Source organism: Sulfolobus islandicus Y.N.15.51 (genome assembly GCF_000022485.1).
GTDB lineage: Archaea > Thermoproteota > Thermoprotei_A > Sulfolobales > Sulfolobaceae > Saccharolobus > Saccharolobus islandicus.
In genome coordinates, this window is record NC_012623.1 from 2,150,001 (window position 1) to 2,164,525 (window position 14,525).

Genomic DNA, 14,525 nt, shown 5'->3' on the forward strand with positions numbered 1-14,525 from the left:
ACGAACAGTATTAAATCATTATGATACAATTTGCTTTGTTGATCTCTTCAATTTATTTCATAAGCATGATATGATGCACTGAGAATTTTTCAGTAATTAATATTTATTTCAACGTTATTCGCAAGCTCACACCCTAACACCCGGAGCTCTACCAACTAAAGAATTAGCCAAGTGGACCATCCATGCATAAGCCCAGAACTTGAGCTTAGCCTCAACCACTTGTCCTAAAAAACTCCTACGGGGCAATCCACGCAAAACAAGAGAACGAATAAAACCAAGTATTACAAGAGAAAAGGAAATAAACAAGTAAGGAGAAAAACAACATAAGCTCATAGAAAACATGGGGATAAAACCCCATCTACAAGGCTAGCTGTGAAGCCCCTAGAACGATCTAACAAGAGGGGATAAAAACCCCCGAGTAGGAGGTTGTAACAAAATACTCTAGGGGCTGAAACACTTAACACTATGCAAAGAAAACAAGGTATTATGAGAACAAAAAATATCTCGAGAAACGCGTAATACACAACCATGGAATTAAAAGTTACAAACAAGGCCTTCGCAATTGATATTTCACAAAGCAAACTAACAGCAGCAAAGGGAGAACTAGTAGTAGAACAAGAAAAATCAGCAGTATACGTCAAGGAGGTAAAGGAATTCAACCACGACAACGAGGGAATAGAGGAACTAATTAAATTCCTAGGAGAATATAAGGAAGGAATAATAGAGGCAACCGGAATATATTACTTCTACCTACACGAAAAACTAACGGAAAAAGGATACAAGGTAACAGTAATAAACCCACTACACCTAACAGAAATACTAGGGAAAAAGACAGACAAACTCGACGCACAAAGGTTACTAGTAGCACACATGACCGGAGTAATCAAGGGATCATACATACCAACAGGAGAAATAATGGAGCTAAGAGAACTAACGAGATATAGGGAAAGCTTAGTAGAGAAGACAACACAAGTAAAGAACGAGATAAGGAAAATATTAGAATTCGCGGGATATAAAATACAACCATTCGACAAGAAGGGAAGAAAACTACTTGAAAAGCTAGTAAAGGGGGAGGGACTAAGCAAGGAAGAGAAGGAGGAACTAAAAGAAAAACTAGGGAGAAACTTAAACGACGCGGAAAAACTAGCGTTAAAACAATTAGTTGAACTGTTAAAAAACTTGGAGAAAATGATTAAGGAGGTTGAGGATATGATAATTTCCAAGATTCCAAAACCAGTAATTGAGTTGAGTAAGATCCCCGGGATTGGTTTGATTAGTGCTGCAACTATTTACGCTGAGTTCGGTGATGTTTCCCGTTTTTCCAGTTCTAAGGCTGCTAGGGCTTATGCAAGCTTTGCACCCAAAACTAAGCAGAGTGGTGATAGCGAGTCTCACTCCGGTATGATTAGGGGTAATAAGTATTTGCGTAGAGCTCTCTACTTGGTTGCCAAGGTTGCTAGGGGTCTTGAGCCTTTTAAAGGGTATTATGAGAGGCTTATTGCTAGGGGGAAGAGTGTTACTCAAGCTACTTGTGCTCTTGCCGGAAAGCTTGCAAGCATTTGTTATCATGTTATAAAGGACGGTGTTTACAAGGGAGTTGTCAAGAAGAGTTTTAGGATTCCTAGGGGTAAGGAAGTTAATGTCAAGGACTTCGACGTGGGAGACGCGCTAGACTCGTTATCCCCATAGGTTTGTTAGAGGCGTCAGCATGTAGTGCCTTGTAGCCCTAACAGATTCCCCAAAAGTACGCTTCACAGCAGAGAATAAGGACTCAATCCTCCACCTAACACCATAACCCTTCTCCTCCCTCCAACGATTATAACCCAACCTCTTGAACTCCCTTACAGCCTTTCTCCTAGCAGGATGGCCACGCCTAGTAGAAGCGTTCTTCCTAGGTGGGACAACAACCTCAACCCCAGTCTTGTAAACCTCATTAGCATCATAAGCTTTATCTCCATAAAACTTCTTGACCTTCTTTCCCTTATCTTGTAAATCCTTAACTGTCTTAACTGCAGTCTTAACCTCGTTGCTGGTTACTTCAGCGTTTATTACGTTGAATTGGTCCTTATCCATTACTATTTCGATCTTGAGGAATTTTGAGTCCTTGGTTTTTCCCCATTTTGCTATAATGTATTGTCCTCCCTTGTTTGTGCTTATTCCCGTTGCGTCTGCTATTACTTCAAGTTGGTCATTTGCCTCTGGGAATTTTATGTTCATGTTTCTTACTCTTTCCCATATTGTTGAGTAGTCTAGGCTTGTTGGGATGATTTTCAGTCTCTCTAGTGCTCTCAATACTCCTTCTATGGCCCTATAAGGTAGGAAGATGTGGAGGAATGCTAGGAATTCGTTGAACTCCTTTGGTGCCTTGTAGGTTTTCTTGGCATGCCTATTCTCCTCTGCTAGTAAACCAGTGTTCGAAGACGTAGAAGGGGAACATTAGGGTATATCTCGTTATAACGTTCTCGTCGTACTTGTGCCAATCCCTCTTGTACTTACTCTTTCCCATGGGTAATACTCGGTATAATTATTTATAATTTTTGTATAATTCTGAAGTAGCCCACAAAGCAGATACAATTTCAACAGTATATAAATCGTAACTCCTATGACTAGGATTGGAGTAAGGAATACTATGGGTTTTTCCATTTCGTCAGCTGAGTAAAAGGGTGGCTTTAGTAAGTCTATAAGATAAAACACTATAAGTATTAATGCGGATATAAACATGTTTAGGAATGAAAATACAAGTGATGACAGTGTGAATGTAAACATTGTTACTACGTCAATCTTCCAGTTCATAGCTTAGATCTTTACCTCTCACATTTATTTTTAACACATTTATTAAGGCTGTTTAGTAATGCGTGATAAACTAACGCAAATTCAATCTAAAATCAGATAAGTAAGAGGCTGAATCGGCAGATCATAATGAACCGGCTCGTGAGTTTTTAATAAGGCTGATAGAGCAAGTAAAATCGTGTAGGTTCAAGATGTCAAGAATTTCTCATAAGTGGATAAGAATTTCAGTCTTTTAGCTTCTAGCCATATAGTTTTTAACTAAGTTTTATAGAACTTTTACGGCCTATATACATGTGAGTTAGAGTAAATTTTGGGCTTTCTTTATGTATTCCCCCCATAAAGGTGTATCACTTGTTATTTGTAGAAAAGTGCATTTCAGTTTTGTGACTATCACAACGAAAGTCGTGAATGAACTAATTTAAATCTAGAGAGCTTAAGGTCTAAGATTTTGCTGATATCAAATAATAAGCTAACTGTAGAGGAGTTACAAGATCACCTCATATGCTTTGCCGTGATTAATGCATTACTATTTTCTACATCTTACCAAATCGGAAACCATTTGATAATAATTTTCGGAAGTTACCCGTATGCAGAACTAATGTATTCGACAGTGACGTTGAGGGTTTAAAATCGTTGCTCATTTTACTTCTTTTACATTTTATCTCTTTCTATTTACCTATAGCTTCTTCCATGAAATCCTATCATGCAATTCCTCCACTACCCAATGCTGTGATAGACAGCATTAACTTAATTTCGCGTAATGATTCTGGATTAGTCTTAGTTTTAGGAAATTCTACTTTAGCAAGTTATTACTCCGTCCTACCTTCAATACTTTATCCTGCTTATTTTGGTTACATGAATTTTATTGGGAACGGCCTACCTAAGGCCGGAAATGTTGCAAGGTTTTTATCATACTTTGGTATACAGTATGTGGTGATATTACAACCTACTCTCGTTAAGTGCTTTAATTTATTTGTAAACAACTCACATTTCACTCTACTTATATAACAATAGTGGGGTACTTGTATTCAAGAACGAGTTTTACGAATGTCTTCTAATCAAACACTGTATTTACATAGTTTTTAACTACCCAGAAATTTCAAAACAAGTTTTTAGACTTAATTCATCTTTTGTAATTATTCCATTTTACTAAGTTAATAATTTACAGGCTATCTTACCTTACGTTAAGGGATTCATAGGATATAATCTCTCTCGTTAACCTCATACCTTTGCTTGTGAGCAATTCCTCTCATGTGATATCAGCGTCTAATGTGTAATTAAATCAGTACTACACCAACGGTTGGATTCACTACTCAGCTATCTGTATACCAGATATCTTAGATGCGATAGGTGAAGGTAACGGAGTACCGTTAAATTTAACCTTAAAAATACCAGATGGTCAATGCTACGTCTTTATCTTACCAGTAGTAACAACTTTTAATAAGGAAACCGGTAAAAGTGTTATAGTGTATTCTGGAAATAGTTTGAGCATGTCGTTCAGTAATTCAGTATACAATGTTAACTAAGACTTGGCAGGAAAATTACACTTAGTAAACCACGATATTCACATTATTAGCAATGGGCTCGTAATAGTTAAGATAGTCCTAATGCCGTCTTCATGTTATAGTAATTTACTTGATAAAGCTTTATCAATCCTTAAGAGTAGGGAAGAAATTTCTGTTGTCAATAACTCCATAAATGTCAAAGTTGGCGATTATTCACCAGAAGCATATGGGATTTTCATTTTTGCAAACCCATGGATAGGAATTTCTACCTTATGCACATGTTGTCAAGGTTAAAAATTATGTTTATGAGAGTAGTTACTACTTTGGAACGGCCGAGGTTTATATTTCTTTTGACTACCCTAGTATAAACCTCGGATATCCTAATTTCTACCAGAGCTGATTATTAATTTTGTCTTGGATTTAAGTATTATATCATATATCATACACTATTTAAGAAAAAGAGAGTTATAATTGTAATCAACAGCTTATTTAGGCCATTCTTATTATTATACATAAACCTTCAATATGCAATTTTATATATTTTTGCCTAATTAAAATAATTCAGTGCTAATATTGGCTGTCAGGTTAAGAAGTTTCGTTCCCTAGCCTATAATAAACTATCTGTTTAGGGTACGAGCATTGTTACTGCTTTCTTTTTTAATTTTAGATAGTAACACGCGTCTCGTAGTGGAAAAACGATTGGCCATTTCAATCCTAAGTAGCCCAAATGGGTGCTTTAAGAACTGCTTGTAAACATTTCTTAAATCCTCTATTGTTAACTCTCTTTTCCCAAATCCGGATAATATTTCCTCGACTTTCTTCATGTTTTCTTCATCATGAACTTCTATTTCTATTAGTTCCACGTGTTTCAGAGTATTTATGCTGCCAATTAGTGCTTTGCCTTCAGATCCTTCTATATCCATTTTTATTATTCTAGTGCTTTGTGGAATTCTTCAGTTTTTCTCAAAAGGAACATATAATTAACTTTTAACTCAACGTAGGATTTAGAATTTATTTTACTTCTTCTAGTCCAAGACCTAAGAAATTTCAACTAATCCACAAAGCAGTATTCTAGGTTTTGGGCCAGTTTCTTCCACTATCTTATCTATAGTAGTAGTCTCAACTAATCCTTCACCATCTTCAGATACATATGCTCCAACACCTTCGCCTTTTATACTGGATCATTTTGCTAGGTTTGTCATAAAGTGCTTTAGGAATTACAATTACATTATTCAGTTTATTTAATTCCACGTTCTGTTTCAAGATTTTTAGGTTATTTGGTTCTGGTTCTATAGCTATAACCTTTCCTTTATCCTTAACCTTAAAAGATGCTAGGATAGAAAACAAGCCTATGTTTGCACCAGCATCAACAACAACGCCTCCTTCTTTAATGTTGGAGAGTAAAGGAGAGTAAATATTTTCTATTACGACTTGGTAAAATGCTGCAAAGTCACTCCTCCTTAAGAGGATTGCCTTAGCAGGTAAGTTTACAAATGGTTTCAGATTAACTATCATACATTACCATGTAATATAAAATAGGTTCAATAAAATATAGTTAATGTCTAATACCGAGACCGGATTGCGTATAAGTTATTTACACGCTTTGTGGATGAACTGGATTTCGTTAGATCTCGATCTCGTTAGATCGAGGTAAAATCTGAATCTAGTGTTTGATTAAAGCAGATTCACGTTATATCTGATAAAAATGGAAGTGATCCACAAAGCATCTAAAAGAGAAAAAGTTAAAAACTAGGAAATATGTTCTTAACGTCCTTTGATAGTAGTTTAGCTACTTCTAATGTGTATGGAGATATTCCAGAGCTTCTCTTATCATAAGCTGAAATCACGATATTCGAGACAAGTAAGATAATTAAATTATACATAAAAAGTCTTATCATCTTTTACGTTAGTAACAAATACTGAGTGTTTAATATAAAATTTACAACATTAGGTCTTATCTAGTCTATACTGCTTTGTTACTTTTAAAATTAATCAATAATACGTTGATTTCTAAATATTAATTTAATATTAAAGTTAATATAAAATAATATTTCTCAAAATCGTTACACTCTGTAATTCTTATAAATGATATTCGAAAATTATTCCTTTTTCAATAAATAATAAAATATAAACAAGTTAAAATTATATAATTTTAATCTTAATTATAATTCTTCGAAAATACTAATGAGTTCTAGAAATTTCCGTAAAATATTGATTGAGATATAATAAAATTTAGGAAATTAAATTTTAACATTTAATTCTTAGTAAAGCCTTTTAGCTTACCTTAGTCTAGTATATTTTATGAGGTTTCTTATAAGTGGTGGGGCCGGATTTTTAGGTTCGCATTTAATAGAGTATCTAAGAGATCATGAAATAGTAGTAGTTGACGACTTCTCAACTGCTAAATACTTTGAATTGTATAGTAATGTTAAGTTAATAAAAGAAAAGATAGAAAATTTTAATACCAATGAAAAATTTGACTATGTGATACATCTGGCTGCAAGACCTTCACCAGAAGACTATACGAAATATCCAGTTGAAACTATGCTCTCTAATTCCTTGGGAACTTATAGAACGTTAGAAATAGCTAGGAAAAGTGATGCAATATACATGTACACTTCGTCGTCGGAAGTTTACGGTAATGCTGAAATAATACCTACTCCAGAGGACTATTGGGGTAAGGTTAATCCAATAGGAATAAGAAGTTGTTATGATGAAAGTAAAAGATTTTCTGAAGCGTTAATTATGTCGTATTATAGAGAATATGGACTTGATGTAAGAATACAAAGGCCATTTAACGTATATGGACCGAGACTGAGAGAGGACGGAAGCTATGGAAGAGTAGTCTCTAGGTTTATATATCAAGCACTAAAAGGAGAGGACATAACGATTTACGGAGACGGAAAACAGACCAGAGCTTTCTTGTATGTAGAAGACTGGGTAGAGGCAACGTTGAAAATGTTATTTACGAAAGGGCTTAAGGGTGAGGTTATCAATATAGGTTCAGATAAGGAAACTAGAATAATAGACCTAGCAAACATGATAATAACTTTAACTGGAAGCAAATCAAAAATAAGATATCTACCACCTAGACCCGATGATCCCCCCAGAAGAGCTGCTGATATAAGTAAGGCTAAAAGGTTATTAAATTGGGAACCTAAGATATCATTAGAAGAAGGGTTAAAAAAGACAATTGAATGGTTTAAGGGTGTAATAAAGTGAAAATAGGTATAGTAGGTTTAGGTTACGTCGGACTGGTAACAGCTGCAGTTCTGGCAGATCGAGGACATTATATAGTGGGTGTTGACATAGATGAGAATAAAGTAAAGGGACTAAATTGCAGTAGGATACCTATTTATGAACCAGGGTTAGAGGAATTATTGACTAAGAATAGGGATCGCTTACATTTTACTGCCAGATATGAAGAATTAAAAGATGTTGAGTTGGCTTTCATAACAGTTTCGACACCTACAATAAACGGAAAAATTTTCTTAGATTACGTATACTCAGCAGCTAAATCCCTTCAAGTACTACCTAAGGATTCCATAATTGTGATTAAAAGTACTGTAGTTCCAGGCACTTCAAGAAGAGTTAAGGAGATTTCTGGTAGGGAAGTTGTAGCTAACCCCGAGTTTCTAAAAGAGGGCTCGGCAATTTTGGATACGATAAAGCCAGATAGAATTATAATAGGGAGCGAAAATGCTGAGGCTGGAGATATTGTAGAGGAATTATGGAAGTTTACTGGATCTCCTATTTTGAGGACTTCTTTAGAAGAGGCAGAGTTGATAAAGTACGCTGCTAATTCCTTTTTGTCGCTTAAGATATCGTTTATAAACGAAATAGCTAACCTTTGCGAGAAGTTACCTAACTGTGATGTTAAAACCATTGCTAACGCTATAGGTATGGATAAGAGAATTTCCCCATACTTCTTAGACGCAGGTTTGGGATGGGGTGGTTCCTGTTTCCCTAAGGACACTCAAGCCTTTATATCTTTCGCTAGAGATCTTGGGGAGAGACTAAGAACTGTGGAGGCTTCAATAGAAGTTAATAACGAAAGACCTAAGAGAGCTGTAAAGATGTTAAAGGAATTGATGGGCTCTATTAAAGATAAGGTTATATGCGTTTTAGGAGTTGCGTTTAAACCAAATACTGATGATACGAGGGAAAGTGTTGCGTTAAAAATTATTATGCAATTATCAGAGGAGGGTGCTAAAGTGATAGCATATGACCCTAGGGCAAAAACTGATTTAGCGGAAATGGTTAGTTCAAAGGAGGAGTGTATAAATAGGGCTGACGGAGTTATAATAGCTACCGAATGGAAGGAGTTTTATGGCATAGAGGAACTATTAAAGGGTAAATATGTTGTAGATGGCAGGAGAGTTTTAAGAAAGGAGTTAATGGATAAAAGGTACTTTAGGGCTATAGGCTTAAGTACGTGATAGAAATGCAGGCCGTAATAACTGCTGCTGGATTAGGAACTAGAATGTTGCCTATAAGTAAGGAGATCCCTAAGGAAATGTTGCCCATTCCCAATAATGGTGAGTTGAAGCCTATAATTCAAGTCATTTTTGAACAACTTTACGATCAAGGAGTAAGAGAGTTTATTATAGTGGTGAGTAAAAGTAAGAGAGTAATAGAAGATTATTTTACCCCAGATTATTATTTCTTGGAATATTTAGAAAGTGAAGGGAAAACTAAACAAGCTAATAGCTTAAAGAATTTTTATAAAAAAATTGAAGAAAGTAATATAGTGTTTCTAACTCAATACGAACCTAAAGGTTTTGGAGATGCGGTCTTAAGAACAGAACCATATGTTAGAGATGAATTCTTAGTTGTTGCTGCTGATACTATAGTTTACGATCTTAATATTAAACTTATGGTAACTAATTCTTTTCTCGTTACTGAAGTAGAGGATCCTAGACCTTATGGTGTCGTGATTGCAGATAAGGATGGAAAGGTAATTGATGTAGAGGAAAAGCCTAAGGTTCCAAAATCTAATCTTATAATAGTTCCTTATTACTACTTTGATAGGAGAATATTTCAAGCTTTGAAAGAGGTTCGCTTTCAAAAAGAGCTACAGTTAACTGACGGTATTAAAAATTTAATAAGGAAGGGGGTCAATTTCAAAGCTATAAAAGTTAATAATGTTTACGATTTAGGTAATTTTGAGGGATACTTCAATTATTTAAAAGGGAATATAAAATGAAAATAACAATAATAGGAGCTAAGGGGAAATATAATGCCGAGTATTTCTTTATTAAGGCTTTTAAAGAACTAGGTCACAAAGTTAACTTTATAGATCGGTATGAAGGTGTAAAGAGAAAGGACTTAATAAGATTGTTAATGTCTAGAATCTGTGCCTAAAAAAGAAAAGAAGTCTTATGAAGTTACAGAAGACTTAGACGATGTCACGAGTTGGTACTCATATCTTTATAAAGTGCATGAGGTTAAAGTGAAGTTGTTAAAGCGGCTGAAGGTGGAAATATTAGATGAAATTATAGACGAAATTAATAATATGGAAGGTGAGGAGATCGCAGATATCGTAGACCCGCTAGAAGACGTGGATAAGATAATTAAAAACCTTAGGAAATTAGATAAGGATTTAAAAAAGGATGAAAAGGTGGAATATTTATCGTTTTTAAGTCTCGATGCTATAAAGAGTGTGTGTAAGAGGGCAACTACCATATTCAGAGCTAGTTGATGAAGTTGAAAAATACGCTAAAGAACTAGAGAAGAAAAGAAGAAAGTTTGATAAAATAAAGGATGTAGTAGACGTAATTCATGAGTTTCAGCCCATCAAAGAGAAGAAGGAAAAAGATCTTCAACTGCAGCTATACCAATACTTAACCGCAAAATTACATAAAAGAACTATCGAAACTGAGAAGACTATAGGCGGTTATAAAATCGATATTTCTATTGACGACAAGATAGGCATAGAGATTAAGTACCCTAAGAGTAATTCCGATTTGCAAAGGCTTGTGGGGCAAATAGCAGTTTATTCAAAGTACCTAGACTATGTTTTACCGGTAATATTTGCTAAAAAGAGGAGCCTAGACCTAGTTAATTTTATTTATGAAATAGAGAAAAACGATAACGTTAAGGCTATTGTGAAAAAACCGGAAGAAGACTGAAACGTTTACGCGGGAAGATTAGTCTTAAATGCATGCAAATTTATAAGATAGACGATCTATTACGTGGAGTTGATATAATAGTAACCTTTGCTGAAGTGACTTGAGTTAATCACTCTAATTACGAACTTAGAATTTCATGAGATTAACGTTTTAGAGATTTCAATACTTTACGTATTTAGACAATCTACATCTTTACTGATGAAATTTATAGTGATTGTTAAGCAGTTGAGAACTCACCGTTAAGCCCTCATCGCTTTATAGTGCTTCTAAGAATTCAGTTAACCATTCGTTAAGACTTATGTTTGACCTGAAACGTTAAGGCTATAATTTACCAAGCTATCTAGCAGTTTGTTAATAGCTAATATACTGTGTATTATAAATTCTTTCTTTTCACGCAGTCTATTCTGACAAGATTAATAAATAGTAAAATTCCTTAAAGAGCATGGAAACAAAAATTAAAATATCCATTTAACTTATACAATAACTTTTATATCAAATGTTAATAGCTTAGATGAAATCCATTACCTTAAAATCTAACAAAAAATTTTAAGGAATTCTTAAGTCAGTATATTATGAAATTTCTCTTAGAGGAGGAAGAATTAGTTTGTAAATATTTTAATCCTACTAAAGAGTTATACGATCTAGAGTATATAAGGTTAGCAAAAACATTTTTAAACGCTTATCTAAGGCAAGAGTTAATAAAGGAAGGAGAATTTGTTCATTATTTTCCAAGCATAGAATACACTTTTGCTGAAATGCTATCTTTTATCTATGATAAATGTGCTGCTAAATTAGAAAGAGAAGTAGAAAGGAAAAACGAAGAACTGATGAAAATAAAGTATTTAGAGTTACATTCGTTAATTCCTTCTTTAGTTAATTTTAATGCTTCCCTATTTGATATTTTATCCTCAATTAAACTTGGATTTGTATATGACGCTATTTTAAAGGTTGCGGCAGAGGCCTCATGGTATATTGTATCAGAACTAATGTTAAGGAGATTACACGGAATCTTTAGATCTCCTGAAAAATCTAAATTAGCTGATTCATTAAAGATAAAAATACAGCAATTAAACACTGATCCAAGTAAGTTTTTAAAGGAAATTGAAAAATATGTAAAGAGTCCAGAAATAAAAAGATTTATAAATAATGAAATCAGTATCGATGAAATTTTTGTAAAGAGATTAGCTAAAAAATTAAAAAGAGTAAGAAAGAAATACTTTAAGCAAATTACCTTTGATTGATCTAGTTATCTCCCTCTTTAGATGAATATTTAAAACTATCCAAATCTTATACAAGATACTTACCCATACTCTTGGAGGGAAGATGATACCAAATTAAATAAAAACTCTTTATCTTAATCTTTCTCTTTCTCATGTGTTCTCAATTCAAATCCCAGTACTTCACGGTAAGTACTTAAGGGAGGTCTTTGAGTCTATTAGGCTCCAAACCTTTCAAGATTATGAAGTAGTTGTAGTTAACTCTGGAGGGGATGAGATAAGTGATTTGATTAGAGAATACGGTTTCAAAGAAGTGAGGAAAGACGTTAAACTTTTGGAAGCCCGTTATTTAGCAAATAAGGAAAGTAAGGGAGATTATGCCCTTCTGCTTGATGAGACAAGGCCTTTGAGGAAGGATGCACTAGAATTACTCTCTAAAAACCTCCACGACATGGTTATAATTGGTGAGAGGGAGTTAGGGGAGTCTGTATGGGTTAGGGCTGCACAACTAGATAAGGATAACATAATGTACTGTAACTCACCGGAGGCAATTAAGGGATTTGCTTTGCCCAGGGTCTTTAAAAGGGAGCTATTAACGATAGCGTTGGAAACGTTGAGGGTAAACTTGGGCGATGTATTTAGTCAAGTAGTGTTCCCCGACCATGAATTAATTTACTATGAGGCTTCGAGGCTTTCTAACGACGTTTTCGTTATCAAGGACGAGTTAATTTACCATTACGGTGACGTTAAGCTGAGTGATATTATGAGGAAGTATTATCGTTATGGTAAGAGTTTAAAAGTGCTGAAGGGCACTCCTTATTCTTTCATGACTTCGGTTAGTAGAAAAAGGAGGAACATTTGTAAGGGTGGAATTTACGATAGGATTGTCTTATATACCCTTTACTCTGCGAGAGGGATTCCTTTCTTATTAGGAGAAATTCTATAAACAAAGGGGAGTGAAAAGAGTTAGAGACATCAGTTTAGTACTCTTTATAGTGACAACAATACATATATCCCTATTTTTCTGACAAAATTAAATAAAAATTCAGAAGATATTGCGGGTATTTACGTAAAGTTTGAAAGCCCGGTAAGTTTCTGTTAGCGTACTAAACATTTAAAAGTCTTATGAGTGTAGATTTATAAACTTGCAAGGAACGGAAACGCTCATAAACTGAAGGCTTAATGGAATGACTACTTCAGAATTGAGGAGGGTGTAATTCATTATGATGGTGAAGTTGTATAAGAAGCGTGAAAGCTAGAGTTTACCCGCGGTTTAATTAAAAGTAAGGATAAGTTACGCCACGGGTAAACACTCATTAGGGTTAACAAACTTGACTACAGTATGTTTCCTCAAGGAGAAGTAAACATTATAATCATCACTAACCCACCCTCTGGAGCATATTCCTTGAATGCCCTCTCATCCCTATCCCCAACTGAACGTAAAGGCCTAGGGAAGTATAAACAAAACACCCACTTGTAAAAAGCCCTAGTATTCTTGTACAAGTAAGTCCACATCTCATCAACAACCTTAGCAACAACACCACCCTTAACTAAATCCTTAGCCCTACCCCACAACTCAGCTAACTTCTCATACTTCTGCCCACCATAACGCTGTGAACACAGTACCCAGAGGTACGTTAAGCCTAGAAATAGCCCTCATACCATTAGTATTTTCAAAGCCTCCTCCCTCGACTTCCTAGAATGGTAAGTAGCATCACCCAAGAAGTACTTACCACAATCCCTACACAAATACCTCTGCCTACCAGCAGACTTGCCAGACTTAACAACACGATAAGAACCACAAGAGGGACAAGAAACGTCTTGCCTAAATACAGGCTTCCTACCCATAAGTAATACTCGTTATATAAATAGCTTAATGACGACACTATCAGATAATTTTCCAATTTTGCTCATGTTGGATAACGTCATAATCTTTCAAAACATTTTAAAACTCCTAGAAAAGATATAAAATATGAATATAAGTGAGGTAGTTGTAGAGGGTTTTAGGGGACTTAAAATTGCTACTAGGCTTAAGAGGGTTAATATTGTCGTTGGGGAGAACGGTAGCGGTAAGACTTCTTTTCTTGAATCGATTTTTATGTCAACTCTTTTCCAATCAGATATAAATGATAATGATATACACACTTCTCTCATTTATATGCTAAACAGTAGGGGAGATATTCTTTCAGCATTTTCCACTCTGTCTGACTCTAAAGTTAGACTTGATGATGTAGTAACGCAATTTAAGAAGATCGACCCTTACAGTATTGATGTTGAAATAAATAATGAAAAAGTAGCTGAAATTAGAGTAAAATCTGGAATCTTAACAACTGAGAATTTGTCTGGACCGTTGTTTTTGCCAATTGCAAGGGTTATAAAAAGGGTCAATATTAAATATTCTCCTCTTTACATTTCTACATTCTTTGATTCCTCGGGTAATCCGGAAAGAATTTATAGTATTGCGAAAAGAAAAAATAAAAACAAAAAAATAGAATCCAATTTTGAAATATTACAGGATGAATATGGTCATTTTAAGCTATATTATGATAGATTACCCGCCTATGTTATGGGCAGAGGGCTCTTAAAGAGGGAATTAATAAAACTAGCCCTAATGTCATCTGACATCCTCTTAATCGATGAAATTGAAGATTCCCTTCATCCCGATCTTGTAATGGAAGTATTGAATGATATAAAGCGGGAAGAGGGAGTTCAAGTAATTTTCACTACTCACGTAAATGAAGTTGTAAAAATGGCTGGAAAAGTACTTAACGATTCTGAGGCTCAAGTAATTTATCTATCAAAAGCAGGGTATAAAACGTACAGGCTTTCAGAAATTTCTGAATTTGAGAAACCCCTTAGTTGGTTAGGATACGTGTGAAACC

At 34.8% G+C, this 14,525-nt stretch carries 16 protein-coding genes and 3 pseudogenes; 12 read left to right on the forward strand and 7 right to left on the reverse strand.

The window, feature by feature from the left end:
* Positions 1-126 precede the first annotated feature (126 nt).
* A pseudogene (locus tag YN1551_RS16745) lies at positions 127-234 on the reverse strand (IS5/IS1182 family transposase); the annotation flags it as partial.
* Between the two features lie 294 nt (positions 235-528).
* Here YN1551_RS16745 and YN1551_RS11590 point away from each other — a divergent pair.
* Entirely contained in the window at positions 529-1,689 is a 1,161-nt protein-coding gene (locus YN1551_RS11590) for an IS110 family RNA-guided transposase (RefSeq protein ID WP_012715521.1), read from the forward strand.
* Here YN1551_RS11590 and YN1551_RS11595 read toward each other — a convergent pair.
* Together YN1551_RS11595 and YN1551_RS17135 are read right to left on the reverse strand one after the other, a co-directional pair.
* Positions 1,678-2,506 (reverse strand): annotated as a pseudogene (locus YN1551_RS11595) (IS5 family transposase). The gene YN1551_RS11590 and the pseudogene YN1551_RS11595 sit on opposite strands and share 12 nt — an antisense overlap.
* On the reverse strand, positions 2,452-2,793 hold the full coding sequence (locus YN1551_RS17135; RefSeq protein WP_012717914.1) for a hypothetical protein: 342 nt from the start codon (positions 2,791-2,793) through the stop codon (positions 2,452-2,454). The pseudogene YN1551_RS11595 and the gene YN1551_RS17135 overlap by 55 nt, the downstream one beginning before the upstream one ends.
* Before the next feature lie 687 nt (positions 2,794-3,480).
* Between YN1551_RS17135 and YN1551_RS11605 the strand changes: the two genes are divergently transcribed.
* Positions 3,481-3,798 (forward strand): hypothetical protein, encoded by a 318-nt coding sequence (locus YN1551_RS11605; RefSeq protein WP_048052366.1) that lies wholly within the window; start codon positions 3,481-3,483, stop codon positions 3,796-3,798.
* A gap of 521 nt (positions 3,799-4,319) precedes the next feature.
* Positions 4,320-4,589, forward strand: coding sequence for a hypothetical protein (locus YN1551_RS16750; RefSeq protein WP_012717916.1), 270 nt, complete (start codon positions 4,320-4,322; stop codon positions 4,587-4,589).
* A gap of 323 nt (positions 4,590-4,912) precedes the next feature.
* Here the strand turns inward: YN1551_RS16750 and YN1551_RS11610 are convergent, their stop codons facing one another.
* From YN1551_RS11610 to YN1551_RS17140, 3 genes are all read right to left on the reverse strand, one after another.
* Complete coding sequence (locus YN1551_RS11610; RefSeq protein WP_012717917.1) at positions 4,913-5,218, reverse strand: class I SAM-dependent methyltransferase; 306 nt, start codon at positions 5,216-5,218, stop codon at positions 4,913-4,915.
* A gap of 217 nt (positions 5,219-5,435) precedes the next feature.
* Positions 5,436-5,810 carry an FkbM family methyltransferase gene (locus tag YN1551_RS11615; RefSeq protein WP_012717918.1) on the reverse strand — a complete coding sequence of 125 codons (375 nt, stop codon included), beginning with the start codon at positions 5,808-5,810 and terminating at the stop codon, positions 5,436-5,438.
* Between the two features lie 227 nt (positions 5,811-6,037).
* The gene (locus YN1551_RS17140) at positions 6,038-6,193 is read right to left on the reverse strand and encodes a hypothetical protein (protein WP_012717919.1); all 156 of its coding nucleotides are present in this window, start codon (positions 6,191-6,193) and stop codon (positions 6,038-6,040) included.
* 403 nt (positions 6,194-6,596) lie between these two features.
* Here YN1551_RS17140 and YN1551_RS11620 point away from each other — a divergent pair, with 403 nt between their 5' ends.
* The 8 genes from YN1551_RS11620 to YN1551_RS11650 all read left to right on the forward strand — a co-directional run bounded on the left by YN1551_RS11620 (position 6,597) and on the right by YN1551_RS11650 (position 12,589).
* Positions 6,597-7,517, forward strand: a complete 921-nt coding sequence (locus YN1551_RS11620; protein WP_012717920.1) for an NAD-dependent epimerase/dehydratase family protein — start codon at positions 6,597-6,599, stop codon at positions 7,515-7,517.
* The gene (locus YN1551_RS11625; RefSeq protein WP_012717921.1) at positions 7,514-8,734 is read left to right on the forward strand and encodes a UDP-glucose dehydrogenase family protein; all 1,221 of its coding nucleotides are present in this window, start codon (positions 7,514-7,516) and stop codon (positions 8,732-8,734) included. Before YN1551_RS11620 ends, YN1551_RS11625 begins: the two co-directional genes overlap by 4 nt.
* Positions 8,735-8,739: 5 nt before the next feature.
* Entirely contained in the window at positions 8,740-9,501 is a 762-nt protein-coding gene (locus YN1551_RS11630) for a sugar phosphate nucleotidyltransferase (protein ID WP_012717922.1), read from the forward strand.
* On the forward strand, positions 9,498-9,659 hold the full coding sequence (locus tag YN1551_RS16755; protein WP_012717923.1) for a hypothetical protein: 162 nt from the start codon (positions 9,498-9,500) through the stop codon (positions 9,657-9,659). Before YN1551_RS11630 ends, YN1551_RS16755 begins: the two co-directional genes overlap by 4 nt.
* Positions 9,652-9,996 (forward strand): hypothetical protein, encoded by a 345-nt coding sequence (locus YN1551_RS11635; RefSeq protein ID WP_012717924.1) that lies wholly within the window; start codon positions 9,652-9,654, stop codon positions 9,994-9,996. Before YN1551_RS16755 ends, YN1551_RS11635 begins: the two co-directional genes overlap by 8 nt.
* Positions 9,956-10,426 (forward strand): hypothetical protein, encoded by a 471-nt coding sequence (locus tag YN1551_RS11640; RefSeq protein ID WP_012717925.1) that lies wholly within the window; start codon positions 9,956-9,958, stop codon positions 10,424-10,426. The genes YN1551_RS11635 and YN1551_RS11640 overlap by 41 nt, the downstream gene beginning before the upstream one ends.
* 572 nt (positions 10,427-10,998) lie before the next feature.
* Entirely contained in the window at positions 10,999-11,667 is a 669-nt protein-coding gene (locus tag YN1551_RS11645) for a hypothetical protein (protein ID WP_012717926.1), read from the forward strand.
* Between the two features lie 133 nt (positions 11,668-11,800).
* On the forward strand, positions 11,801-12,589 hold the full coding sequence (locus tag YN1551_RS11650) for a glycosyltransferase family 2 protein (protein WP_012717927.1): 789 nt from the start codon (positions 11,801-11,803) through the stop codon (positions 12,587-12,589).
* A gap of 366 nt (positions 12,590-12,955) precedes the next feature.
* Here the strand turns inward: YN1551_RS11650 and YN1551_RS16135 are convergent.
* Positions 12,956-13,491: pseudogene (locus tag YN1551_RS16135) on the reverse strand (IS1/IS1595 family N-terminal zinc-binding domain-containing protein); the annotation flags it as partial.
* A 124-nt stretch (positions 13,492-13,615) separates the two neighbouring features.
* On the opposite strand from YN1551_RS16135, the gene YN1551_RS11665 reads away from it, so the two are divergent.
* On the forward strand, positions 13,616-14,521 hold the full coding sequence (locus YN1551_RS11665; RefSeq protein ID WP_012717928.1) for an AAA family ATPase: 906 nt from the start codon (positions 13,616-13,618) through the stop codon (positions 14,519-14,521).
* Positions 14,522-14,525: the final 4 nt, after the last annotated feature.

Excerpts from the sequence above, each read along its gene's own strand:
- YN1551_RS11590 (WP_012715521.1), top strand. The coding sequence starts at position 529 with ATGGAATTAAAAGTTACAAACAAGGCCTTCGCAATTGATATTTCACAA.
- YN1551_RS11665 (WP_012717928.1), top strand. The coding sequence starts at position 13,616 with ATGAATATAAGTGAGGTAGTTGTAGAGGGTTTTAGGGGACTTAAAATT.
- YN1551_RS11610 (WP_012717917.1), bottom strand. The coding sequence starts at position 5,218 with ATGGATATAGAAGGATCTGAAGGCAAAGCACTAATTGGCAGCATAAAT.
- YN1551_RS11645 (WP_012717926.1), top strand. The coding sequence starts at position 10,999 with ATGAAATTTCTCTTAGAGGAGGAAGAATTAGTTTGTAAATATTTTAAT.
- YN1551_RS16755 (WP_012717923.1), top strand. The coding sequence starts at position 9,498 with ATGAAAATAACAATAATAGGAGCTAAGGGGAAATATAATGCCGAGTAT.
- YN1551_RS11605 (WP_048052366.1), top strand. The coding sequence starts at position 3,481 with ATGAAATCCTATCATGCAATTCCTCCACTACCCAATGCTGTGATAGAC.
- YN1551_RS11620 (WP_012717920.1), top strand. The coding sequence starts at position 6,597 with ATGAGGTTTCTTATAAGTGGTGGGGCCGGATTTTTAGGTTCGCATTTA.
- YN1551_RS17140 (WP_012717919.1), bottom strand. The coding sequence starts at position 6,193 with ATGATAAGACTTTTTATGTATAATTTAATTATCTTACTTGTCTCGAAT.
- YN1551_RS17135 (WP_012717914.1), bottom strand. The coding sequence starts at position 2,793 with ATGAACTGGAAGATTGACGTAGTAACAATGTTTACATTCACACTGTCA.
- YN1551_RS11630 (WP_012717922.1), top strand. The coding sequence starts at position 8,740 with ATGCAGGCCGTAATAACTGCTGCTGGATTAGGAACTAGAATGTTGCCT.
- YN1551_RS11615 (WP_012717918.1), bottom strand. The coding sequence starts at position 5,810 with ATGATAGTTAATCTGAAACCATTTGTAAACTTACCTGCTAAGGCAATC.